This is a genomic window from Sphaerisporangium sp. NPDC049003, assembly GCF_043197795.1.
GTDB lineage: Bacteria > Actinomycetota > Actinomycetes > Streptosporangiales > Streptosporangiaceae > Sphaerisporangium.
The window spans coordinates 91,649-114,928 of the sequence record NZ_JBICTU010000010.1 but is presented as its reverse complement, the minus strand read 5'-3'; the positions used below and the strand labels follow the sequence as shown (position 1 = coordinate 114,928).

Sequence of the window (23,280 nt, the reverse complement as noted above, 5' to 3'; positions counted from 1 at the left end):
GTGAGTGACCTCACGCGCCTGCCCGACCTGGCGCTGCGCACCTGCGGCGGGTCGGTCGTGGCGGCGAGCGACGAGTCCTTCGCCGAGCGGCAGGCACTGATCAGGCCCGGCGCGCCCGCGTTCCAGCCCGGCACCTTCGGCCCCCGGGGCCAGGTCTACGACGGCTGGGAGACCCGGCGGCGCCGCGAGCCCGGCCACGACTGGGCGATCGTGCGGCTCGGCATGCCCGGTGCCGTCCGGTGTGTGGTGGTCGACACCGCGTGGTTCACCGGCAACTACCCGCCCTTCGCCTCGGTCGAGGCGTGCGCGGTCGGCGGGTACCCCTCGGTGGCCGAGCTCCAGGAGGCCGAGTGGGTGGAGATCGTGCCAAGGAGCCCCCTGGGCGGGGACGCCGCGCACGAGTTCGCCGTCGGCGACGGCCGCCGGTTCACCCACGTGCGGCTGAACATCTTCCCCGACGGCGGGGTCTCGCGGCTGCGCGTCCACGGCGAGGTGGCGCCCGACCTGGCGCTGTACGAGGGCATGACCGTGGACCTCGCCGCCCTGGAGAACGGGGCCATGGTCACCGCCTGCTCGGACGAGTTCTACTCCTCGCCGGCGAACGTCATAGCCCCCGGGCTGCCCCGGCACCAGGCCGAGGGGTGGGAGACCTCCCGCCGCCGGGACGGCGGCAACGACTGGCTGGTCGTACGGCTGGCGGTGCCCGGCGTCGTGCGCGTCGCCGAGCTGGACACCACCAACCTGGTGTACAACGCCCCCGGCGCGGCCTCCCTGATGGCCGCCGAGGCCGGCGACGGCCCGCCGGGGGAGGACACCGAGTGGTTCGAGCTGCTCCCGCGCACCCGGCTCCAGCCGGACACCCGCCACAGGTTCCGCCTGCCGGGTGACCGCGTCGCGACGCACGTACGCCTCGACATCTACCCCGACGGCGGCATGGGCCGCCTCCGCCTCCACGGCACTCCCCGCGACCTGTAAGACCGGGCAGGCTCCCGCCGGGTCAGTGCCAGATCGTGATGCGGGTGCCCGCCGGGGCCTGTCCCAGGGGGTTCTCCGCGACCACCGAGCCCGCGCCCGCGATCTTGCGCACCCGTACCTGGAAGCCGGCGGTGCGAAGCTCGCGGGTGGCGTCCCCGACGTTCTTGAACCGGACGTCGGGGATGGCCACGAGGGCCTGGCCCGGCTGGACGTTGTCGGGGTTCTCCCAGGGCCAGTGGAAGCCGGTGTCGGGCCCCTTGGAGCAGGTGAGCTGCACGTTCTGCCCGGCGGTGACCTCGGCACGCGCGGCGGGGTTCTGGGCGATGATCGTGCCAGGCTGGGCGTTGTCGGTCTGCTGGACGATCGTGGGGTTGTACCCCTTCCCCCGCAGGAACGCCTCGGCCTGGTCGCACTGCATCTCGCTGACGTCGGGCATGAGCTGCCCGGCGCTCAGCACGAGCTGCACCCGGCTGCCCTCCCTGACCTTGGTGCCGACCTGGGGGTTCGTGCGCAGCACCAGGCCGCGCTGCACGGTGTCGCTCGGTACCCGGCTGACGGTGCCGGCGGTGAGGCTCGCCTCGGAGATCTTGGCCCGCGCGTCGGCCTCCGGCAGGTTGACGACGTTCGGCACCGCGATCTTGACGGGCCCGGCCGAGGGGATCAGCGTGATCCTGGACTGGGCGAGCACCTCCTTGCCCGGCTCGGGTTCGGTGCGCAGGACCTTGTCCTCGGCCACCTCCTTGTCGTGCTCGGGGGTGCCGATCTTGACCTCGAAGCCCTGCTTCTCGGCCTCCGATTTGGCGATCGTGATGTTCAGGCCGGACAGGTCGGGGACCTTGGTGTAGCGGCCCTCGGAGAACCACCAGCCGGTGCCACCGATCGCAGCGGCCATCAGGACCACCAGCACGACGATGAACCAGTGGGGCCGGAAACCGCGGCGCTTCGGGCCTTCGGCCGCCGGCCGTACCGCCGGGGCGGTGAGCATCTCGGTCTGCGAGTGGATCAGGGTCGGGTTGGCGGGCGCGGCGCCCATCTGGTGCGCGGCCACCGGCCCGGGGGCCGCCGCGCCGGTGGGCGGGCGCTGCGGCCCCATGTCGCGCGGCAGCATGCGGTGGGCGTCCACGGCCGCGACGAGCAGCGCGGTGGCGTCGGCCGGCCGCCGGTTCTGGTCGCGGTCGGTCGCCGAGAGGACCAGCGTGTCGAGCAGGGGCGGCACGTCGCCCGCCAGCGAGGACGGCGCGGGCACCCGGTCGTGCACGTGCCGGTAGGCCACCGACATGGGGTTGTCGCCCTGGTAGGGCTGGCGCCCGGTCAGCAGCTCGAACAGCATCACCCCGGCGGCGTAGACGTCGCTGCGCGCGTCGGCGACCCCGGCGGTGACCTGCTCGGGCGACATGTAGGCGATCGTGCCGATCATGACGCCGGTGCGGGTCTGGTTGCCCGCCTCGATCGCCCTGGCCAGGCCGAAGTCGACGACCTTGACCCGGCCGTCGTCGGTCAGCAGGACGTTCTCGGGCTTCACGTCACGGTGCACCATGCCCGCCTGGTGGGCCGCGCCGAGCGCGGCGAGCACCGGGATCATGATCTCCAGGGCCTCGCGGGCCGGCAGGCGCTTCCTCTCGCGCAGCACGTCGCGCAGGGTGCGCCCCGGGACGTACTCCATCGAGAGGTAGACGTGATCGCCGTCGGTGCCCTGGTCGAAGACGTGCACCACGTTGGGGTGCGACAGGCTGGCCACCGACTTGGCCTCGCCGATGAACCGCCGTACGAAGTCGGGGTCCTCGGCCAGCGATCGGTGCATCACCTTCAGAGCCACCGTGCGGTCGAGCCGGATGTCCAGGGCCAGGTAGACGGCGGCCATCCCACCCCGGGCGATCCGGGACTCAACGCGATAGCGCCCGTCCAGCAGCCGCCCTACAAGGGGGTCCGCAACCGTCGTGTCCACGGGAGTGAGTTTACGGGCGGTTTGCCAGGGGGAGGGCAAGCACATCCCAAACCGATGCCGACATGTTTTCCCGTCAGGAAGGCGTTGATGGCTCTCCGCCGACCGGTTCGACGGCCGGCGAGGACGCCTCAGCGTACCGGCGCCGGGGTATCCGGCCCGCCAGGCGCGCCCTACGACCCGCCGTGACGGCGTCGCGCATAGCCCCCGCCATCAGGCCGGGCCTGCGGGCCCGCGTCACCGCGCTGGCGAGCAGGACCGCGTCGCATCCGAGCTCCATCGCCAGGGCCGCGTCGCTCGCCGTGCCGATGCCGGCGTCCAGGATGACAGGGACGCCCGCCGCCTCCACGATGAGCTCGATGTTGTGCGGGTTGCGGATCCCGAGCCCCGAGCCGATCGGCGCGCCGAGGGGCATCACGGCCGCGCACCCCGCCTGCTCCAGCCGCCGCGCGAGCGCCGGGTCGTCCCCGATGTAGGGCAGCACCACGAATCCGTCGGCCACCAGCCTCTCGGCGGCGTCGAAGGTCTCGATCGGGTCCGGCAGCAGGGTGCGCTCGTCGCTGATCACCTCCAGCTTCACCCAGTCGGTGCCGAGCGCCTCGCGGGCCAGGCGCGCGGTCAGCACCGCCTCGCCGGCCGTGAAGCAGCCGGCGGTGTTGGGCAGCACCCTCACGCCCCGGTCGCGCAGGACGTCGAGCACCGACCCCCGCGAAGCCGGGTCCAGGCGCCGCATCGCCACCGTGGTGATCTCGGTGCCGGACGCGGCCAGCGCCTGGTCCAGCACCTCAAGGGACGGGGCGCCGCCCGTTCCCATGATCAGGCGCGAGCGGAACTTCTCGCCGCCGAGGACCAGCGCGTCGTCCATGGGGTCCGCGTCGACGGTGACGGGGCCCTCACGCCGCTCGCCGGTCGCAAGGACGGGGCTCGTGTCTCGCCGGTCAGCCACCCTGCACCGCCGTGAGCACCTCGACGCGGTCGTTCTCGCCGAGCGGGGTCGACTGCCACGCGCCCCGCCGCACGACCTCGTCGTTCAGGGCGACCGCGACCCCGGCGACGGCCGAGGTCAGCGTCTGGACGGCCTGGGCGACGGTGGTGCCGGGGGGCAGGTCGTGGGGGGAGCCGTTGATGGTCACTCTCATCGCGCTTCCGGGGCGGGAGACCCCGGCCGGCGGCCGGGGGAGGAGCCCCGTTCCTCCTTCGTCCATCGGTGAGGGCCGGTGATGTCCTTGTGCCGCGCCCCGCCGAAACGCAGGGGCGAGCAGATCGCCGCGAAGGCCGGGCCGGGCCGTCCGGCCGGATCGTGGCCGGGAGGGAGCCCCCCTTCGTGGCCGGGGCCGGCGTCCGGGGCCGGCTCCCCGGCGTCCGGAGCCAGTTCCCCGGCGACGAGGTCGGCGGTCAGGGGACAGAGCAGGACGCCGCCGCGGTGGTGGCCGGTGGCCAGCACGAGCCCCGGGAGCGTGGTCCGCCCGATGACCGGGAGGTTGTCGGGGGTCCCCGGGCGCAGGCCGGCGGACAGGCCGGTCACCTCCAGCTCGGTGACGCCCGGTACGAGCTCGCGCGCGTCGCGCAGCAGCTCCCACAGGGCTCCGGCGGTCACGCGGGTGTCGAACCCCATCTCCTCCTGGGTGGCCCCGAGCACGATCTCCCCGTCGCCGCGCGGCACCATGTACGCGCTGGACCCGTGGACCACCCCGCGCACACAGCGGCCGAGGAACCCCGGAGCGCCGCGCAGCCGCATGATCTGGCCCTTGACGGGGCGCACCGGCGGGAGGACCTCCGGAGGCAGGCCGTCCAGGGATCCCGACCAGGCTCCGGCGGCCAGCACCACCTGGTCCGCGGCGATCGCCCCGCCGCCCGCCAGCCGTACCCCGCGCACCGCGTCGCCCTCGACGGCGAAGCCAGTGACGCGGTCGGCGACCATGCCCACCCCCCGGCGCGAGAGCGCGGCGAGCAGCGCGGCCGTCACCCGGCGCGGATCCACCCAGGCGTCCCCCGGAGCGAGGACGCCGCCGCGGACCGAGGGGGCGAGCATCGGCTCGGCGCGGCGGCACTCGCGCCCCGTCAGGCGTTCCACGGGGAGCGAGAGCTTCTCCATGAAGCCGGCCAGTTCGCCGAGCGCCGCGAGGTCGTCGGCGCCGAAGGCGACGTCCAGGGTGCCGTCGGTGCGGTAGTCGACGTCCATCCCGGACTCGCCGGCCAGCTCGGCGGCGAAGCCGGGCCAGCGGGCCAGGGACGCGAGGCCGAGCCGGAGCAGGGGCTCCTCGGTGTAGGTGACCTCGCTCACCGGGGCGAGCATCCCCGCCGCCGCGTGTGAGGCGCCCGAGCCGGGCGCCGGGTCCACCACGGTCACCGCGTGCCCGCGCTGGGCGGCGCGCCAGGCGACCGACAGGCCGATCACACCCCCGCCCACGACGACCACGTCCGCGTGCGTGTCCACCAAAGGTCCCGCTCCCTTCGCCGGCATGATCCGGATCAGGTTTCTGGCGGTCGAGGGCCGTGAGCCCTCCTCTCAGCCCGGTCTCGCCGGACTCCCGCGCGTGCTGACGACACCAGCCTATTCCTGCCTCCGTACGACTTGCGCACCTGCTTGAGTGTTCTCATTACTGCCTGTGCGCGATAGTGAGCCAATTCGTTACCAAATCGCCGTTGGCGAGTTACCCGGCTGGCCGCTTAGGGTCAGGATGTGAATCATGTCGTGGTGGTCGGAGCCGGACTGGCCGGCGTGCGGAGTGTCGAGGCGCTGCGGGCGCGCGGGTACCGAGGACGCGTCACTCTGGTCGGAGATGAGAACCATCGCCCCTACGATCGTCCCCCCTTGTCGAAGGCCGTGCTGCTCGGCGACCTGGATTCCACGGTCGTCGACTCCGACCTCGGCGCCCTCGACGTCGACCTGCGCACCAGCGTGTCGGCCAAGGGCCTGCGCCACGGCGCGCTGGAGACCACGGAAGGCGAGCTGGAGTACGACGGCCTGATCATCGCCACCGGCGCCTCGCCCATCAGGCTGCGCGGCGAGGGCGCCCAGCACGTGCTCCGCACCATCGACGACGCGCTCGCCCTGCGGGAACTGCTGGTCCCCGGCGCCCGCGTGGTGGTCGTCGGCGCGGGCTGGATCGGCGCCGAGGTCGCCACGGCGGCGCGCCGCGCCGGATGCGAGGTGACCGTCGTCGAGGCCGCCCAGTCACCGCTGGCCGTCGCCCTCGGCACCGAGGTGGGCGGGCGCACCGTGCCCTGGTACGCCGAGGCGGGCATCGACCTCAGGCTCGGCACGATGGTCGGCTCGGTCGACCCGGGCGGCCTGACCATGATGGACGGCTCGTGGATCCCCGCCGACGTGGTGGTGACCGGCGTCGGCGTGCGGCCCACCGTCGGGTGGCTCGCGGGCTCCGGCGTGGAGATCGACAACGGCGTCGTGGTCGACGAGCACCTGCGCACCTCGATGGAGGGCGTGGTGGCGGTCGGCGACTGCGCGAACTGGTGGTCACGGCGCTTCGGCCGCCGCATGCGCGTCGAGCACTGGGACACCGCGCTGAACGCGCCCGAGACGGCCGTGGCCACGCTGCTGGGCGAGACCGCCGTCTACGACCCGGTCCCCTACTTCTGGTCCGAGCAGTTCGGCCGCATGCTGCAGTACGCCGGCCACCACGACGGCGCCCGGCTGGTGCTGCGCGGCGATCCCGCCACCGACCGCAAGTGGGCGGCGTGCTGGCTGACCGACGACCACCGGATGGCCGCTATTCTTACCGTCGACCGTCCCCGTGACCTGGTGCAGGGCCGCCGTATCGTCGAGGGCGGGCAAAGGCTCGATGTGGATCGCGCGATGGACCCCTCGGTACCCTTGCGTGACTGCTTGTGACCCCCTGTGGGGTGTTTGAGAAGAGGCACGACGTGGTAGTTGTGGTTCCGTGACGCTTTCTGTTGCGCAGATCGACCGGGAAACCGACCAGTTGGTGGGAGAGTGGCTCCCCCTCACGGAAGTGGGCAGGCGGCTCGGGCTGAGTGCCGGGCGTGCCAAGCAGCTTCTCAAGGACAAAAGGCTCATCGGAGTCCGGCGGGGCGGATCCGAGCCGGAGGTCCCCGCGGCCTTCATCGCCGGAGACGACGTGGTGAAGGGCCTCCCAGGGACGCTGACGGTCCTGTCCGACGCGGGCTACGACGACGTCGAGGCCCTGCGGTGGCTGTTCACCGCCGACGACTCCCTGCCGGGGGCCCCGATCGACGCGATCGTCGCGGGCCGCCACACCGAGGTGAAGAGGCGTGCCCAGGCGCTCGGTTTCTGACGCCAGGCTCTACCTCTGCACCGACGGGCGCCGCCGCCAGGGCGATCTAGACCGGTTCCTCGACGCCGTCCTCGCGGGCGGTGTGGACATCGTCCAGTTGCGCGAGAAGGGCCTGGAGGCCCGCGAGGAGCTCGCGCTCCTTGAGGTGTTCCGCGCGGCCTGCGACAGGCACGGGACCCTGCTCGCGGTCAACGACAGGGCCGACATCGCCTACGCGGCGCGTCCCGACGTGCTCCACCTCGGGCAGGACGACCTTCCCGTGGCCGTGGCGCGCGAGCTGCTCGGGCCGGACATCCTGATCGGGCGGTCCACCCACAGCGACGCGGAGGCGTCCGCGGCGGCGGCCGAGGAAGGCGTCGACTACTTCTGCTGCGGGCCGATCTGGCCGACGCCGACCAAGCCCGGGCGTTTCGCGCCGGGGCCCGGCCTGCTGAAGCACGCGGCGGCGCTGGACACCGACCGGCCGTGGTTCGGCATCGGCGGCATCGACCTCTCCACGCTCGACGAGGTGATGTCGTACGGCGTGACGCGCGTCGTGGTCGTACGGGCCATCACCGAGGCCGACGACCCGGGCGCGGCGGCCGCCGAGTTCGCCCGCCGCCTCGCGGCGGGCTGACACCCCGGCTCACGGCGCCCTCGCGCCGCACCGACCCGAGCTTCGCGCTGCTGACCTGGGCCTTGCGTTACGGACCTGGGCCTTGCGTTACGGACCTGGGCCTTGCGTTACGGACCTGGGCCTTGCGGTGCTGACCCCGGCCTTGCGGTGCCGTACGGCCCGTCGTGGGCTCAGCTCCGGCGCGAGGTGGCGGCCACCGCCAGCTCGGCGAGGGCGTCGCGGGCCTCGCCGGTGATCGGCGCGCGCTCCAGCGAGCTCAGCGCGTCGTCCAGGTAGCGCTTGATCGTCTCCTCGCTCGCCGTCAGCGCCCCGGTCTCCTCGATGATCTCGCGAAGCCGCTCGACGCCGGCCGCGTCCAGGCCGGAGTCTCCGAGCAGCCGCCGCACGTCGGCGGCCTGCCCGTCGGACGCGGCCGAGAGCGTGCGGGCGATCAGCATGGTGCGCTTGCCCTCGCGCAGGTCGTCGCCCGCCGGTTTGCCGGTCTCCGCCGGGTCGCCGAACACGCCGAGGACGTCGTCGCGGAGCTGGAAGGCGATGCCGACCTTCTGGCCGTACTCCACGCACAGCCGGTCGAGCCACGGCTCCTGACCGCGCGCGGCGAGCAGCAGGCCGAGGCGCAGTGGCTGCTCCACGGAGTACTTGCCGCTCTTGTGGAGGGCGACCCTCAGCGCGCTGTCGAAGGTGTTGTCCCCGTGCGCCTGCTCCAGCAGGTCGAGGTACTGCCCGCACATCAGCTCCGTGCGCATGAGGTCGTGTACCGGCTCTGCCGCGGCGAGCGCCTCGGCCGGCAGGCCGCTCGTACGCCACATCTCGCTCGACCAGACCAGCAGCAGGCTGCCCAGGAGCACCGCCGCCCCCTCGCCGAACTGGACCGACGAGCCCCGCCAGCCGGACTCCTCGTGCATGGCCTGGAACCGCCGGTGCGCGGCGGGCTTGCCACGGCGCAGGTCGCTCGCGTCCATCACGTCGTCGTGGATCAGCGCGCTCGCCTGGAGCAGCTCCAGCGACGCCGCCGCGGTGTAGATCGCGGGGTCTTCCTCCCCGCCCGCGCCACGCCAGCCCCAGTAGCAGAAGGCCGGGCGCAGCCGCTTGCCCCCCGACAGGAAGTCCTCCGCGGTCGTCACCAGGGGACTCAGCTCGGGGGCGCTGACCAGGGGACGCTGCCGGTCGACGAACATCCGGAGGCGGCGGTCCACCTCGGAGCGGAAGGCGTCCGACAGGGCGAAGGAAGTGGTCATGCTCTGAGATTAACGGCCACACGAGAGCGCCCCGATTACCTGCCCCCGGTGTGATCTCGCTCATGGGGGAAAGAAGCGGCGTGGAGCTTGGGTGAGAGTGGGCAGCCTGTGAGCTTGCGAAGCCGGGGAAGACGTCGCACAACACGGCCGTGAACCCAGGTGGCCCTGTGCGACGCGAAGCCGGTCCAAGGAGCGCACGTTCACCAGGGGTGTGGGCCGGACCGGACCTGTAGCCTTGGGACCATGGCTCTGGGTCGTCCTTCATTCCTGCCCGACCGCGTTCCCACCGTCCGGGAGCTGCTCGCCTCCGGGGGGCGGTCGTTCTCCTTCGAGTTCATGCCGCCGAAGACCGATGAGGGCGCGCGGCTGCTGTGGCGCGCGATCCGCGAGCTGGAGGCGCTTCGCCCCACGTTCGTCTCCGTGACGTACGGCGCGGGAGGCTCCACCAGAGACCGCACGGTCGAGATCGTCGAGCGGCTGGCCCACGAGACGACGCTCACGCCGGTCGCCCACTTCACCGCCGTCGACCACTCGATCCGCGAGCTGCGCCACCTGATCGGCAGGTTCGCCGACGCGGGCGTGCGCAACATCCTCGCCGTGCGCGGCGACCCCCGCGGCGCCGACCCGCTGGCCGAGTGGGTCAAGCATCCCGAGGGTGTGCTGTACGCCGAGGATCTCGTGCGCCTCATCCGCCAGGCGGGCGACTTCTGCGTGGGGGTGGCCGCCTTCCCCTACCGTCATCCGAGGTCGCCGTCGATCGAGTCCGACACCGACTACTTCGTGCGCAAGTGCCGGGCCGGTGCCGACTACGCCATCACGCAGATGTTCTTCAAGGCCGACGAGTACCTCCGGCTGCGCGACCGGGTGGCGGCCCAGGGCTGTGACACGCCGATCATTCCCGGCATCATGCCGGTGACCCAGATAAGCACGATCGCGCGGTCGGAGCAGCTGTCGGGCGCCCCCTTCCCGCCCGAGGTGGCCGAGCGCTTCGCGGCGGTCGCCGACGACCCCGCGGCGGTGCGCAGCCTCGGCATCGAGCACGCCGCCGAGCTGTGCCAGACCCTCCTCGACGAGGGAGCGCCGGGCATCCACTTCATCACCTTCAACAAGTCGAGCGCCACCCGCGAGGTCTACCAGGCCCTGGCCCCGACGCCTGTGCCCACCCCGGTCCCCGCGGGCTAGCGGACCTCTACGTCAGGGGGCGCAGGGGGAGCGTGCTGCCCACGATCGCGTAGTGCTCGTAGCCGCCGGGGAAGACGAACATGCTCATGAGGTCGATGAAGCCGAGCCGGCGGTAGAGATGGCGCGCGGCCGTGGGCTGGTCGTGGGTCGACATCACGGCGGTGCTCTCGGGCCTGCCCTCGCACAGGCCCCGCACCAGCCGGCGGCCGATGCCCTTGCCCTGGTAGCCGGGGTGTACGTGGATCTCGGCGATCTCGAAGGCGTTGCCGAACCACCCGGCAGAGACGGGCAGGCCCGACCGTTCCGCAAGGGCGCGGCGCACGACGTCGTGCCACCACTGGCCGGGCATGCCGTGGAAGCCGTAGCCGAAACCGACCGCGGCGCCGTCCGTGGTCTCGGCGAACAGGCAGGTGAATTGAGGAAATGTCGCGTGATTGCGCATGATGCCCTGGCGACCTGAGAGCTGATCGACCGGTGGGCGCATCGCCGCCATGTAGATGTCGATCACGGTGTCCAGCGCGGAGACGAACCCCTCGGGACCGGCGCGTCGCAGTTCGATCACTCATCGCACACTAGCAGGGCGGCGATCACCCGGCGGGCGAACGTGGCGAGACCGACCTTCGTGGCCTTTTTCCGACATTTGCCGCCTACTCCACCTCGACCGGGGTGCCGCCGGTGATGCGGACGAGTTCCTCGAAGGTCGTCGGGAAGACCGTGTGCGAGTGGCCGGCCGCGGCCCACACAACGTCGTGCTTGCCCAGCCAGGTGTCCACCAGCGTGCGGATGGGCGCGGGGTGCCCGACCGGGGCCACGCCGCCGATCGTCTGCCCCGTCGCCGCCTTCACGAAATCGGGGCTGGCCCGCCTGACCTTGGAGGCGCCGACGAGCCCGGCGATCAGGCCGGTGTCGACCCGGTGGGCGCCGCTGGTGAGCACCAGCAACGCCTCCCCGTCGGCGTCGAAGATCAGGCTGTTGGCGATCGCGCCCACCTCGCACCCGAGCTGGGCGGCGGCCGAGGCGGCGGTGGGGACCGAGTCGGTGAGCACGACCACCTCGCCGGCGGCTCCGGCCTCTCGGAGGGCGTCGGAGACCTTGATCACGCTTGGATGCGGCTTCTCTGGCACGCGAACACTCTAAACAGGACGGCCGGGCATGGGCGATTGATTACATCTCCGTGACTGTATGGGGTGCGGCATGACCATTGCGCTAGGGTCCGGTCAACTGATGGTGGTGTGTTCGAAGGGAAGTTCTGACATGGGGGTTGGTAGGCGGCTCGCCGCCGCGGTGGTGCTGACCGCGGGAGCCGTGCTCGTCTCGGGCTGCGGGCTGGGGGCCCAGCAGGCCGGGCCGGTGGCGTTAGCGGGTGCCCCGGCGCCCGGTCGCGCGGCCACTCCGGCGGTCACGATCAATGTGACGCCGGTCAGCCGGGTGCTCGCGGCGGAGCCCTTCGTGGCGCCGCACGGCACTCTCAGGTTCGGCGCCAAGGGCGTCACGGTGAAGGTGCTCCAGGCCAGGCTGCGCGAGCTCGGCTACATGCCCGGCAAGATCGACTCCAGGTACGGCGGCACCACGCAGTCCGCCGTCTGGGCCTTCCAGAAGGTCCAGGGCATCTCCCCGACGAGCACCGTCAACAGCCGTACGTGGCGGGCGCTTGAGGCCCCCAAGGCGCCTCAGGTCCTCGTCCCGACCGGCAAGCCCGACCGGGTGGAGGTGAACCTCACCAAGCAGACCGCCGTGCTCTACAGGGCCGGGCAGGTGAAGCTCATCACCCACATCTCCTCGGGGAGCGGCATCCCCTACTGCGAGACGGCCACCTGGCAGGGCAAGACGCAGCGGTTCTGCGGTGACGCGAGGACCCCGACGGGTGACTTCAAGACCACCTGGCGCCGGTCCGGCTGGCACAAGTCCTACCTCGGCCAGCTGTACAACCCGATCTTCTTCAACGGCGGCATCGCCCTGCACGGTGCGCTGTCGGTCCCGCTCGCCCCGGCGTCCCACGGGTGCGTGCGGCTTCCGATGCACGTCGCCCAGGTCCTGCCGTCCCTTTTGGGCACCGGGGTCCCGGTGCACGTCAGGGGCAAGTTCCAGCGCTGAGCCGAGCCGTCCTTTTGGGGCACCGGGGTCCCGGTGCGCGTGGGGGGCAAGTTCCAGCGCTGAGCCGAGCCGTCCCGCACGAGGGCCGCGGTCGTCCCGACGACCGCGGCCCTCGCCATCTCGCCCCCGCCCCACCACGCTCCCCGTCTCGCCACCCGCCGTGCTCGCCGTCTGGGGCCCGTCCCGTCCCGCTCGCCGTCTCCGGCCTGGCCCGCCTCGCTCGCCGGCGATCTCCTCCAGGCCGGGGGGTGCGACCATGCTGGGGATGGATGCCCGCGCCGGCCGGTGTGCCGAGGAGCCGAGGAGCCGCATGACGGATTCGAACCCTGACCCAGTCCCGCCCGGCGAGGTGCCCCTGGTGGGAGACGGCGTCACCCAGTGGATCACGCGCGCGGGCGACACCGTCCGCCGCCCCGTGAGGCCGTTCACGATGACGGTGCAGGCGTACCTGGCGCACCTGCACGCCGCCGGATTCCCGCACGCTCCCGTTCCCCTCAGCGTCGACGACCAGGGCCGGGAGGTGCTCTCGTTCGTCCCGGGAGACGTCCCGCGCGAACCCCTGCCGCCGGAGACGGCGGGGGAGGAGGTCCTGATCGCGCTCGCGCGGCTCATCCGGCGGCTCCACGACGCCGCCCAGGGGTGGACGCCGCCTCAGGACGCGGTCTGGGGAGGCACTCCCGGGGTCCGGGTCACGAGCTCGACCCCCGACGGGGAGGCCCCCGTGGTCGGCCACCGGGACTATTGCCCCGGCAACGTCGTCTTCCGCGACGGGCTGCCGGCGGCGCTCATCGACTTCGACCTCGCCAAGCCGACGTCGAAGGTCGACGACCTCGCCAACGCCCTGTACTACTGGGCGCCGCTGCTGGATGAGCGGGACAGGGCTCCCGCCTTCGTGGACCTCGACATTCCCCGCAGGGTCGCGATCTTCGCCGGAGCCTACGGCATGACCGCCGGCCAGCGCCGGGCTCTGGTGCCCGCCGTCACGCGCATGGTGCACCGCTTCCACGTCAACATGCGCGCCGCCGCCGAGGTCGACCCGGCGTTCAGGCGCATGTGGGACGAGGGCGCGAGGCACCGGCTGCCCCGGGCCGAGGCCTGGATCCGGCGGGAGGGCCCGGCCATCGCCGACCGGCTCATATGACCACGGTGTCGCACGTGATCGAACCTGTGTTCGTTTGACGCTTGACATCGTGGGTCATCGAATTTATGTTCGACATGGTGAGGGTGGGACTCGCGGCCCGCCCTCACCACACGGCGAGAGAGCGTCGTCGGCGACGGTCTCGCCACGCGCACCGATGGCCGGACGGGGAGAGGGGAAGCTCCTCGTCCGGCCCGAGAGAACGCACCAAGGCCCGCCGAGAACCCATCGGACCGACAACCCACGGACCAGAACCCACGGACCGAGAACCATCGAACCCAGATCCGCCCCAGCGGAAGACGGGGTGGGCCGAGAGCCGGGCGGATCGAGAACCGACGCGGCGAAAAGCCGGGGCGGAACGAGAACCACCGGGCCTGGCACCGCTCCGGCGGATGGCGGGGCGGGCCGAGAGGCATGGGAACGGGTGCGCACAGCGCCCGGGCGTGACGCCGCCGGGCGCCAGAGGGCGACCGGGGCGAGGGAGCGAGGTACGAGCCGGCCGAGTGACCACGACCAGCGGACCACCGAAATTGTCGGTGGTGTCTGCGACTGTGTTATCACCGGCGGTCACCGCCGGGGCCACGACCCCAAGGAGGGTGTCATGACTCGAGAGTCCGGAGAAGGTCCCCGGATTTCACAGACCGTGCGCGCGCACCTTGCCGACGCGCATTCCTGTCTCGCCGACGCGTCGGCGGCCCACACCCCCGCCGAGCGTTATGTCTCGGCACATCTCGCCGCACTGCGTGCGGCGGCCGCGATCCTCGCGGCCCTGCCCCGGCCGATGGACGGCCGCAGGCGACGGCTCCGCAGCGCGTGGGAGCTGCTCCCCGAGGCCGAGCCCAGGCTCGCGCAGTGGGCGGCCTACTTCGCGGTGAGCGCCACCAAGCGTGCCTCGGCGGAGGCCGGCATGGTGCGCGTGGTGTCGGCGCGAGACGCCGATGAGCTGATCACCGAGGCCGACACCTTCGTCGGCGTCGTCGAGGGCATCCTGGGTGTCCCCGGCCAGTCCACGCTTCCGGTGAGGGCTCCCTTGGCCGGGTGATCCGGCGGGGTCCCGCGCACACGGCCCGCCTCTATGAAGCCCGAGCGTCGCTGACGAACGTCCTGCTCCGGCGGTGAGCTCGACCTGCTCCGGCGGTGAGCCCGAGCGTGGCTGTCGCCTGCCCGTGGGCCGGCGTATGCGCCGTCTGTCCCGTGGTCCACGGCGCGCCTGTCGCCTGTCCCGTGGTCCACGTCACCTGTCCGGTCGACGGCGTGCCTGTCGCCTGTCCCCGTGGTCCACGTTGTGAGGGTGGCGACCACCGGCCCCGCTTGTGATGTGTGGGTCCAGCGGCGCTGGCGACAGCCTAACGGACCAGCGCCACGACGGACCACCCCGGTGGAGACGAGTCCGCCGGGCGGGCCGGGAGCCCGCCCGGCGATCAGGCCGGGAGGTCCGTCCGGCGACCGAGCTGGTATGCCCGCCCCGGCGAGCGTGCCGGATGCGCGCTCGGCGATCAGGCCGGTGCGGGGCACGCGGTCCGCTGGGGCCCTGCCGGCACGGTTGGTGGCCGTGCGACTCGGCTAGAAGGACTCGACGGCGCGGCGGGCCTCGGCGTCGAGGACGCCCCAGTTGATGAGCTCTTCGGTGAGTTCGGTGGGGGACTTGTCATAGATGACCGCCAGGGAGCGGAGGTCCTCCTGGCGGATCGACAGCACCTTGCCGTTGTAGTCACCACGCTGGCTCTGGATCGTGGCCGCGTAACGGGCGAGTGCCCCGGCCTTCTCCTTGGGCAACTGGGCAAGGCGCTCAAGGTCGATCACGAGCTTCGGCGTGGGCCCGAGAGGGCTCGGCGCCGAGCCGCCAGGGAGCAGCTCCGAAACAGGCACCCCGTAGAAATCGGCCAACTCGGCGAGCTTCTGCACGGTCACGGCACGGTCGCCACGCTCGTAGGAGCCCACGACGACGGCCTTCCACCTTCCCCGCGACTTCTCTTCGACTCCATGCAGTGATAGTCCCTGCTGGGTGCGGATGGCGCGGAGTCGTGCGCCCAGCGACTTGGCGTAGTCAGACGGCATCGTTTGGCCCCCCGGCTTTCTATGAACGTTCTCACTTATTGTGCGCCTTGCGACGAATGCCACGGCGATCGGGTGGCACCCGGGGAGGCACCATCGGTGACCGACGCGTCGTGGTTTACCCGAGAACGTCGCGAGGTGTGGTTACGGACAGTGACGGTAAAGGTGTGGACGTGTTTGGTCAAGCTGATTGGAAAAAAGATGCCGAATCCTGTCCGGTCCGGCCCTGATCTGCTCGGTCTCAAGCGCCGCACCCGCTCCTTCCTTACAGCGGCCGCACGGGTTCCGTACGGCTCCGGCGCGGCGGATGGGGCCGGCAGGCCCGGCGCATGATCCCGGCATACGGGCATCTGCCCAGGTTAGGGAGGCCGAACCGGTTCGGGAGGTTTCCTTCAAGGCTGATAACGTGGGCGAGCCAGTTCCTTTAAGACCCGTCCTGTGAGGCGGGAAAGGTGGTGACCCTCATGAACGCCGCCCGAAACCAGGCGCGCGACGACGATCCACGGCACGACGGTGACCAGCCGCGTGACGGCCAGCGGCCGCATGACGGCGAGCGCGCGGTGCTGGAGGCCCCCGACATCAACCGGGCCCTCACCCGCATCGCCCACGAGATCCTCGAACGCGCCAAGGGCCCCGACCAGCTCCTGCTCCTCGGCATCCCCACCCGGGGGACCTTCCTGGCGCGCAGGCTCGCCGACCGCATCGAGCAGGTCGAAGGTCATCCGGTGGCCACCGGTTCCCTCGACGTGACCATGTACCGCGACGACCTGAGGCTGAAGCCGGCGCGCGCCCTCGGCCGCACCGAGCTCCCCGAGGACGGGGTGGACGGCCGCATCGTCGTGCTCGTCGACGACGTCCTGTACTCGGGCCGCACCGTACGCGCGGCCCTCGACGCGCTCAACGACCTCGGCCGTCCCACGGCCGTACGGCTCGCCGTCCTGGTCGACCGGGGCCACCGCGAGCTGCCGATCCGCGCCGACTACGTCGGCAAGAACCTCCCGACCTCGCGCGCGGAGACCGTACGGGTGTGCCTGGCGGAGACCGACCAGCGTGACGCGGTCCTGCTGAGGGGAGGCCAGCGATGAACCGCCACCTGCTGTCCACGGCCGACCTGTCGCGCGACGACGCGCTGCTGATCCTCGACACCGCCGAGCAGCTCTCGCAGGTCTCGGACCGTTCCATCAAGAAGCTGCCGACCCTGCGCGGGCGCACCGTCGTGAACCTGTTCTTCGAGGACTCCACCCGCACCCGCATCTCCTTCGAGGCCGCCGCCAAGCGCCTGTCAGCCGATGTGATCAACTTCTCGGCCAAGGGGTCGAGCGTGTCCAAGGGCGAGAGCCTCAAGGACACCGCGCTCACCCTGCAGGCGATGGGCGCCGACGCCGTGGTCATCCGCCACGGCGCCTCCGGGGCCCCGCACCGCCTGGCCAACTGGGTCGACGGAAGCGTGGTCAACGCCGGGGACGGCACCCACGAGCACCCGACCCAGGCGCTGCTGGACGCCTTCACCATGCGCAGGCGCCTCGGCGAGCTCGACGGCCGAAGGGTGACGATCGTCGGCGACGTGCTGCACAGCAGGGTCGCCCGCTCGAACGTCCACCTGCTGCACACGCTGGGCGCCGAGGTGACGCTCGTCGCGCCGCCGACGCTGCTGCCGGTGGCCATGGGCGACTGGCCGTGCGAGATCTCCTACGACTTCGACGCCGTGCTGCCCAAGTCCGACGTGGTGATGATGCTGCGCGTCCAGCACGAGCGGATGAACGCCTCGTACTTCCCCTCCGCCCGCGAGTACAGCCGCCGCTACGGCCTGGACCCCGAACGGCTCGGCAGGATGCCCGAGGGGGCGATAGTGATGCACCCGGGGCCGATGAACCGCGGTATGGAGATCGCCGCCGAGGTCGCCGACTCCGCCCGCTCGACCATCGTCGAGCAGGTCACCAACGGCGTGACCGTGCGCATGGCCGTCCTCTACCTGCTTCTGTCCGGCTCCGAGCCCGCGATCGGGGGGAACCAGTGAGCTATCTCGTCAAAGCCGCCCGCGTCCTCGGGGGCGAGCCGCGGGACATCCTCATCGAAGACGGGTACATCGCCGCGATCGGCGCCCCGGGCGAGATCGGCGGCGCCGGCGCGGCCCGTGTCGACGCCGAGGGGCTGATCGCGCTCCCCGGCCTGGTCGATCTGCACACCCACCTGCGCGAGCCCGGCCGTGAGGACGCCGAGACCGTCGAGTCCGGCACCGCGGCGGCGGCGCTCGGCGGGTTCACCGCCGTCCACGCCATGGCCAACACCTCGCCGGTCGCCGACACGGCGGGCGTCGTGGAGCAGGTCTGGCGGCTCGGCCAGGAGGCCGGGCACTGCGACGTGCAGCCGGTGGGCGCCGTCACGGCGGGCCTCGCGGGCAGGCAGCTCGCCGAGCTCGGCGCGATGGCCGACAGCGCGGCCCGGGTCCGGGTCTTCTCCGACGACGGGGTGTGCGTCTCCGACGCCGTCCTGATGCGCCGGGCCCTTGAGTACGTCAAGGCGTTCGACGGGGTGGTGGCCCAGCACGCGCAGGAGCCGCGCCTGACCGAGGGCGCGCAGATGAACGAGGGCTCGGTGTCCGGCCGCCTCGGGCTGACCGGCTGGCCGGCCGTCGCCGAGGAGGCGATCATCGCGCGTGACTGCCTGCTGGCCGCGCACGTCGGCTCCCGGCTCCACATCTGCCACGTCTCGACGGCGGGCTCCGTGGAGATCATCCGCTGGGCGAAGTCGAAGGGCTGGGACGTCACCGCCGAGGTGACCCCGCACCACCTGCTGCTCACCGACGCCTGCGCGGAGACCTCGCCGGCGGGCGCGTACAACCCGATCTACAAGGTGAACCCGCCGCTGCGCACCGAGACCGACGTGCGGGCGCTGCGCGAGGCCCTCGCCGACGGCACGATCGACTGCGTGGCCACCGACCACGCGCCGCACCCGGTCGAGGACAAGGAGACCGAGTGGCCGGCGGCGGCCATGGGCATGATCGGCCTGGAGACCGCCCTGTCGGTGGTCCAGGAGGCCATGGTCGAGACCGGCCTGCTCGACTGGGAGGGCGTCGCCGACCGCATGTCCGCGCGTCCCGCCCGCATCGGGCGGCTGTCCGGCCACGGCGGGCCGCTCCGGGCGGGCGCCCCCGCGAACCTCACCCTGGTCGACCCCTCCGTACGCTGGGCGGTCGACCCGGGCGGATTCGCCTCCAAGAGCCGCAACACGCCCTACCAGGGCATGACGCTGCCGGGCAGGGTCGTCGCGACCTTCCTGCGCGGCCGTCCCACCGTTCTCGAAGGGAAGCTCACGTGACGCGCGCGACCACGGGCACAGCGGTCCTCGTCCTGGAGGACGGCCGGGCCTTCCACGGCACGCCGTACGGCGCCGAGGGCGAGACGTTCGGCGAGATGGTCTTCTCCACCGGGATGACCGGCTACCAGGAGACCCTCACCGACCCCTCCTACCACCGGCAGATCGTGGCGATGACCGCGCCGCACATCGGCAACACCGGCGTCAACGACGAGGACCCTGAGTCGTCCCGCATCTGGGTCGCCGGGTACGTCGTGCGCGAGCCCGCGCGGGTCGCCTCGAACTGGCGCTCCCGCCGCTCGCTCGACGAGGAACTGCGCGCGCAGGGCGTGGTCGGCATCGCCATGCCGGGCACGCGCGCGCTCACCCGCCACCTGCGCGAGCGCGGCGCCATGCGCGCCGGGGTCTTCACCTCTCCCACGGCCTCGGTGGAGGAGCTGGCCGAGAGGGTGCGGAACAGCCCTTCCATGGTGGGCGCCGACCTCGCCAAGGAGGTCTCCACGGCCGGGCCGTACGTCGTCCCCGCGCACGGGAGGAAGCGGTTCACGGTCGCGGCGGTCGACCTCGGCATCAAGGCGATGACGCCCTACCGCATGGCCGAGCGGGGGTGTGAGGTCCACGTGCTCCCGGCGGGCGCGACGGCGGCCGACATCCTCGCCCTCGACCCTGACGGGGTGTTCCTGTCGAACGGGCCGGGCGACCCGGCGACCGCCGGCTACGCCGTCGAGGCGCTCACGGGCGTGATGGACGCGGGCAGGCCGGTCTTCGGCATCTGCTTCGGCAACCAGATCCTCGGCCGCGCCCTCGGGCTCGGCACGTACAAGCTGCGGTACGGCCACAGGGGCGTGAACCAGCCGGTTCAGGACCGCCGCACCGGCAAGGTGGACATCTCCGCCCACAATCACGGCTTCGCCGTACAGGCGCCCCTGGACGGGCCGTTCGACACCCCGTACGGCCGCGCGGAGGTCAGCCACGTGAACCTCAACGACGGCTGCGTGGAGGGGCTGCGCCTGCTGGACTACCCCGCGTTCAGCGTGCAGTACCACCCCGAGGCCGCCGCCGGCCCGCACGACGCGGCGGGCCTGTTCGACGAGTTCTGCGCCCTGATGGCGCGCCCGGGCACGACGGTGAAGACGGAGGGCGAGAGTGTCTAAGCGCACTGACATCAGCTCGATCATGGTCATCGGCTCCGGGCCGATCGTGATCGGGCAGGCGTGCGAGTTCGACTACTCGGGCACCCAGGCGTGCAGGGTCCTGCGCGCCGAGGGCTACCGGGTCATCCTGGTCAACAGCAACCCGGCGACGATCATGACAGACCCGGAGTTCGCCGACGCGACGTACGTCGAGCCGATCACGCCCGAGATCGTCGAGCAGATCATCGCCAGGGAACGGCCCGACGCCCTGCTGCCCACCCTTGGCGGCCAGACGGCGCTCAACGCCGCCGTGGCGCTGCACGAGGCCGGGGTGCTGGAGCGGTACGGCGTCGAGCTCATCGGCGCGGACATCGACGCGATCCAGGCGGGCGAGAACCGCCAGCTGTTCAAGCAGATCGTCGCCAAGGTGGCCGACGAGTACGGCCTCAACGCCGAGTCGGCCAGGTCGGCGATCTGCCACACGCTGGAGGAGTGCCTCGTCGCGGCGGACGGCCTCGGCTACCCGGTGGTCGTGCGGCCGAGCTTCACCATGGGCGGCGCCGGGTCCGGGTTCGCCTACGACGAGGACGACCTGCGCCGCATCGCGGGCGCCGGGCTCGACGCCTCGCCGACCACCGAGGTGCTCCTTGAGGAGTCGATCCTCGGCTGGAAGGAGTACGAGCTGGAGGTCATGCGCGACCGGGCCGACAACGTCGTCATCGTCTGCTCCATCGAGAACATCGACCCGATGGGCGTGCACACCGGCGACAGCGTGACCGTGGCCCCGGCCCTGACGCTGACCGACCGCGAGTACCAGAACATGCGCGACGTCGCGATCGCGGTCATCCGCGAGGTCGGGGTCGACACCGGCGGCTGCAACATCCAGTTCGCGGTCGACCCGCGCACCGGGCGCATGGTCGTCATCGAGATGAACCCGCGCGTGTCGCGGTCGAGCGCGCTGGCCTCCAAGGCCACCGGCTTCCCGATCGCCAAGATCGCGGCCAAGCTCGCCGTCGGCTACACCCTCGACCAGATCCCGAATGACATCACCCGTGAGACCCCGGCGTCGTTCGAGCCGTCGCTCGACTACATCGTGGTCAAGGTGCCGCGCTTCGCCTTCGAGAAGTTCGCCGGGGCCGACCAGACCCTCACCACCCACATGAAGTCGGTCGGCGAGGCCATGGCCATCGGCCGGTCCTTCCCCGAAGCCCTCCAGAAGGCCCTGAGATCGCTGGAGAAGAAGGGATCGTCCTTCAGCTGGGCGGGGGAGCCCGGCGACAAGCAGGCCCTTCTCAACGCCTCCCGCGCGCCGCACGACGGGCGGCTGCGCACGATGCAGCAGGCTATCAGGGCCGGGGCGACGATCGAGGAGCTGCACGAGGCCACGAGCGTCGACCCGTGGTTCCTCGACCAGCTCTTCCTCATCGACGAGGAGGCCCGGGCGCTCGGCGAGGGCGAGCTGACCGAGGCCGCCCTGGCCCGCGCCAAGCGGCACGGCTTCAGCGACGCGCAGATCGCCGAGATCCACGGCCTTCCCGAGCCCGAGGTCAGGGCGCTGCGCCAGGGGCTCGGCGTGCGGCCCGTCTACAACACCGTGGACACCTGCGCCGCCGAGTTCGCCGCCAAGACGCCCTACCTCTACTCGACCTACGACGAGGAGACCGAGGTCCCGTACGGCGACCGCCCCAAGGTGATCATCCTGGGCAGCGGGCCGAACCGCATCGGGCAGGGCATCGAGTTCGACTACGCCTGCGTGCACGCCTCGTTCGAACTTTCGGCCGCCGGGTACGAGACCGTGATGGTCAACTGCAACCCCGAGACGGTCTCCACGGACTACGACACCTCCGACCGGCTCTACTTCGAGCCGCTCACCCTGGAGGACGTCCTTGAGGTCGTGCACGCCGAGCGGTCGACAGGGCCGGTCGCCGGGGTGATCGTCCAGCTCGGCGGGCAGACGCCGCTGGGCCTCGCCCAGGCGCTGAAGGACGCGGGCGTGCCCGTCGTCGGCACCAGCCCCGAGTCGATCCACCTGGCCGAGGAGCGCGGCGCGTTCGGGCGGGTGCTCGCCGAGGCCGGGCTGCCCGCTCCCAAGCACGGCACCGCCGTCACCGTGCAGGAGGCGCGGGCCATCGCCGGGGACATCGGCTACCCCGTCCTCGTGCGCCCCTCGTACGTCCTCGGCGGCGCGGGCATGGCGATCGTGTACGACGAGGAGACGCTGAGCGCGTACATGGCGTTGGCCGGGGCGGCGAGCGACCACCCGGTGCTGGTGGACAAGTTCCTCGACGAGGCCATCGAGATCGACGTGGACGCGCTGTACGACGGCGCCGAGCTCTACCTCGGCGGGGTCATGGAGCACATCGAGGAGGCCGGCATCCACTCCGGCGACTCGGCGTGCGCGCTGCCGCCGATCACACTCGGCGGGTTCGACATCAAGCGCATCCGCGCCGCCACCGAGGCCATCGCGCGCGGAGTGGGCGTGCGCGGGCTCCTGAACGTCCAGTACGCCATGTCGGCCAACGTCCTGTACGTCCTTGAGGCCAACCCGCGTGCGAGCCGTACGGTGCCGTTCGTGTCCAAGGCGACCGCCGTGCCGCTGGCCAAGGCCGCGGCCCGGGTCATGATGGGCGCCACCATCGCCGGGCTCCGCGAGGAGGGCATGCTGCCCGCCACGGGCGACGGCGGCACTCTGCCCCTGGACGCGCCCATCGCGGTCAAGGAGGCCGTGCTGCCGTTCAACCGGTTCCTGGGCGTCGACACGATCCTCGGCCCCGAGATGCGCTCCACGGGCGAGGTCATGGGCATCGACGAGGTCTTCGGCACGGCCTACGCCAAGTCGCAGTCGGCGTCCTACGGCTCGCTGCCGACCAAGGGCCGGGCGTTCGTCTCGGTGGCCAACCGCGACAAGCGGGCGATGATCTTCCCGGTGAAGGCTCTTGCCGACCTGGGGTTCGAGATCCTGGCCACGGAGGGCACCGCCGAGGTGCTGCGCCGCAACGGCGTCCATGCCAAGATCGTGCGAAAGCAGAGCGACGGCGCCGGTGCGGACGGTGAGCCGACCATCGTGACCCGGATCCTCGACGGCGAGGTGGACCTCATCGTGAACACCCCCTTCGGCAGCCCGGGCCAGTCCGGCCCCCGGCTCGACGGATACGAGATCCGCACGGCGGCCGTCCTGCGGGACATCCCGTGCGTCACCACTGTGCAGGGCCTCGGTGCGGCCGTACAGGGCATCCAGGCGATCGCCGCGGGCTCCGTGGGCGTACGGTCGCTCCAGGAGCACGCCCAGCGGCTGAGGGGCTGACGACCAGGCGG

Annotated in this window: 21 protein-coding genes and 1 riboswitch; of the genes, 13 read left to right on the top strand and 8 right to left on the bottom strand. The window is 71.9% G+C overall.

What is annotated here, in order from left to right:
- On the top strand, window positions 1-975 hold the full coding sequence (gene alc / locus ACGFIV_RS13445) for an allantoicase (protein ID WP_358560436.1): 975 nt from the start codon (window positions 1-3) through the stop codon (window positions 973-975).
- Between the two features lie 22 nt (window positions 976-997).
- Here the strand turns inward: alc and pknB are convergent, their stop codons facing one another.
- The 4 genes from pknB to thiO form a co-directional block, all read right to left on the bottom strand.
- Window positions 998-2,920 carry a Stk1 family PASTA domain-containing Ser/Thr kinase gene (pknB, locus tag ACGFIV_RS13440; RefSeq protein ID WP_392834661.1) on the bottom strand — a complete coding sequence of 641 codons (1,923 nt, stop codon included), beginning with the start codon at window positions 2,918-2,920 and terminating at the stop codon, window positions 998-1,000.
- A gap of 73 nt (window positions 2,921-2,993) precedes the next feature.
- Window positions 2,994-3,782: a thiazole synthase gene (locus ACGFIV_RS13435; RefSeq protein WP_358554136.1), complete on the bottom strand. Its 789-nt coding sequence runs from the start codon at window positions 3,780-3,782 to the stop codon at window positions 2,994-2,996.
- 73 nt (window positions 3,783-3,855) lie between these two features.
- Window positions 3,856-4,056, bottom strand: coding sequence for a sulfur carrier protein ThiS (thiS, locus tag ACGFIV_RS13430; protein ID WP_358554063.1), 201 nt, complete (start codon window positions 4,054-4,056; stop codon window positions 3,856-3,858).
- Window positions 4,053-5,354: a glycine oxidase ThiO gene (thiO, locus tag ACGFIV_RS13425; RefSeq protein WP_358554066.1), complete on the bottom strand. Its 1,302-nt coding sequence runs from the start codon at window positions 5,352-5,354 to the stop codon at window positions 4,053-4,055. The genes thiS and thiO overlap by 4 nt, the downstream gene beginning before the upstream one ends.
- A riboswitch (TPP riboswitch) is annotated at window positions 5,350-5,462 on the bottom strand. It overlaps the preceding gene by 5 nt.
- 138 nt (window positions 5,463-5,600) lie before the next feature.
- Here thiO and ACGFIV_RS13420 point away from each other — a divergent pair.
- The 3 genes from ACGFIV_RS13420 to thiE are packed head-to-tail and all read left to right on the top strand — an operon-like array spanning window position 5,601 to window position 7,810.
- Window positions 5,601-6,770 (top strand): FAD-dependent oxidoreductase, encoded by a 1,170-nt coding sequence (locus tag ACGFIV_RS13420; protein ID WP_358554069.1) that lies wholly within the window; start codon window positions 5,601-5,603, stop codon window positions 6,768-6,770.
- A gap of 49 nt (window positions 6,771-6,819) precedes the next feature.
- A complete protein-coding gene (locus ACGFIV_RS13415) occupies window positions 6,820-7,194 on the top strand; it encodes an Rv2175c family DNA-binding protein (RefSeq protein WP_358554072.1) in 375 nt (124 codons plus the stop codon).
- The gene (gene thiE, locus ACGFIV_RS13410; RefSeq protein WP_392834657.1) at window positions 7,172-7,810 is read left to right on the top strand and encodes a thiamine phosphate synthase; all 639 of its coding nucleotides are present in this window, start codon (window positions 7,172-7,174) and stop codon (window positions 7,808-7,810) included. The genes ACGFIV_RS13415 and thiE overlap by 23 nt, the downstream gene beginning before the upstream one ends.
- Before the next feature lie 170 nt (window positions 7,811-7,980).
- Here thiE and ACGFIV_RS13405 read toward each other — a convergent pair whose 3' ends face one another.
- Window positions 7,981-9,048: a polyprenyl synthetase family protein gene (locus tag ACGFIV_RS13405; RefSeq protein WP_358554078.1), complete on the bottom strand. Its 1,068-nt coding sequence runs from the start codon at window positions 9,046-9,048 to the stop codon at window positions 7,981-7,983.
- Window positions 9,049-9,291: 243 nt separating this feature from the next.
- Between ACGFIV_RS13405 and metF the strand changes: the two genes are divergently transcribed.
- Window positions 9,292-10,230 (top strand): methylenetetrahydrofolate reductase [NAD(P)H], encoded by a 939-nt coding sequence (gene metF / locus ACGFIV_RS13400; protein WP_358554081.1) that lies wholly within the window; start codon window positions 9,292-9,294, stop codon window positions 10,228-10,230.
- A 7-nt stretch (window positions 10,231-10,237) separates the two neighbouring features.
- On the opposite strand, the gene ACGFIV_RS13395 is transcribed toward metF, so the two are convergent.
- Window positions 10,238-10,792: a GNAT family N-acetyltransferase gene (locus ACGFIV_RS13395; RefSeq protein WP_358554084.1), complete on the bottom strand. Its 555-nt coding sequence runs from the start codon at window positions 10,790-10,792 to the stop codon at window positions 10,238-10,240.
- A gap of 85 nt (window positions 10,793-10,877) precedes the next feature.
- Window positions 10,878-11,354 (bottom strand): YbaK/EbsC family protein, encoded by a 477-nt coding sequence (locus ACGFIV_RS13390; protein WP_392834652.1) that lies wholly within the window; start codon window positions 11,352-11,354, stop codon window positions 10,878-10,880.
- Between the two features lie 130 nt (window positions 11,355-11,484).
- On the opposite strand from ACGFIV_RS13390, the gene ACGFIV_RS13385 reads away from it, so the two are divergent.
- From ACGFIV_RS13385 to ACGFIV_RS13375, 3 genes are all read left to right on the top strand, one after another.
- The gene (locus ACGFIV_RS13385) at window positions 11,485-12,324 is read left to right on the top strand and encodes a L,D-transpeptidase family protein (protein WP_392834649.1); all 840 of its coding nucleotides are present in this window, start codon (window positions 11,485-11,487) and stop codon (window positions 12,322-12,324) included.
- A gap of 310 nt (window positions 12,325-12,634) precedes the next feature.
- The gene (locus ACGFIV_RS13380) at window positions 12,635-13,465 is read left to right on the top strand and encodes a phosphotransferase enzyme family protein (protein ID WP_392834646.1); all 831 of its coding nucleotides are present in this window, start codon (window positions 12,635-12,637) and stop codon (window positions 13,463-13,465) included.
- 598 nt (window positions 13,466-14,063) lie between these two features.
- On the top strand, window positions 14,064-14,504 hold the full coding sequence (locus ACGFIV_RS13375) for an SAV_6107 family HEPN domain-containing protein (RefSeq protein ID WP_358554096.1): 441 nt from the start codon (window positions 14,064-14,066) through the stop codon (window positions 14,502-14,504).
- Window positions 14,505-15,025: 521 nt separating this feature from the next.
- On the opposite strand, the gene ACGFIV_RS13370 is transcribed toward ACGFIV_RS13375, so the two are convergent.
- Window positions 15,026-15,520 carry a transcriptional regulator gene (locus ACGFIV_RS13370; protein WP_189166358.1) on the bottom strand — a complete coding sequence of 165 codons (495 nt, stop codon included), beginning with the start codon at window positions 15,518-15,520 and terminating at the stop codon, window positions 15,026-15,028.
- Between the two features lie 461 nt (window positions 15,521-15,981).
- On the opposite strand from ACGFIV_RS13370, the gene pyrR reads away from it, so the two are divergent.
- The 5 genes from pyrR to carB are packed head-to-tail and all read left to right on the top strand — an operon-like array spanning window position 15,982 to window position 23,269.
- Window positions 15,982-16,602, top strand: coding sequence for a bifunctional pyr operon transcriptional regulator/uracil phosphoribosyltransferase PyrR (gene pyrR, locus ACGFIV_RS13365; protein ID WP_358554100.1), 621 nt, complete (start codon window positions 15,982-15,984; stop codon window positions 16,600-16,602).
- Window positions 16,599-17,534 carry an aspartate carbamoyltransferase catalytic subunit gene (locus ACGFIV_RS13360; protein ID WP_358554103.1) on the top strand — a complete coding sequence of 312 codons (936 nt, stop codon included), beginning with the start codon at window positions 16,599-16,601 and terminating at the stop codon, window positions 17,532-17,534. The genes pyrR and ACGFIV_RS13360 overlap by 4 nt, the downstream gene beginning before the upstream one ends.
- The gene (locus ACGFIV_RS13355) at window positions 17,531-18,835 is read left to right on the top strand and encodes a dihydroorotase (protein WP_358554105.1); all 1,305 of its coding nucleotides are present in this window, start codon (window positions 17,531-17,533) and stop codon (window positions 18,833-18,835) included. The genes ACGFIV_RS13360 and ACGFIV_RS13355 overlap by 4 nt, the downstream gene beginning before the upstream one ends.
- Window positions 18,832-19,986: a glutamine-hydrolyzing carbamoyl-phosphate synthase small subunit gene (gene carA / locus ACGFIV_RS13350; RefSeq protein WP_358554108.1), complete on the top strand. Its 1,155-nt coding sequence runs from the start codon at window positions 18,832-18,834 to the stop codon at window positions 19,984-19,986. The genes ACGFIV_RS13355 and carA overlap by 4 nt, the downstream gene beginning before the upstream one ends.
- Window positions 19,979-23,269, top strand: coding sequence for a carbamoyl-phosphate synthase large subunit (carB, locus tag ACGFIV_RS13345; RefSeq protein ID WP_358554111.1), 3,291 nt, complete (start codon window positions 19,979-19,981; stop codon window positions 23,267-23,269). The genes carA and carB overlap by 8 nt, the downstream gene beginning before the upstream one ends.
- The last annotated feature ends 11 nt before the right edge of the window (window positions 23,270-23,280 follow it).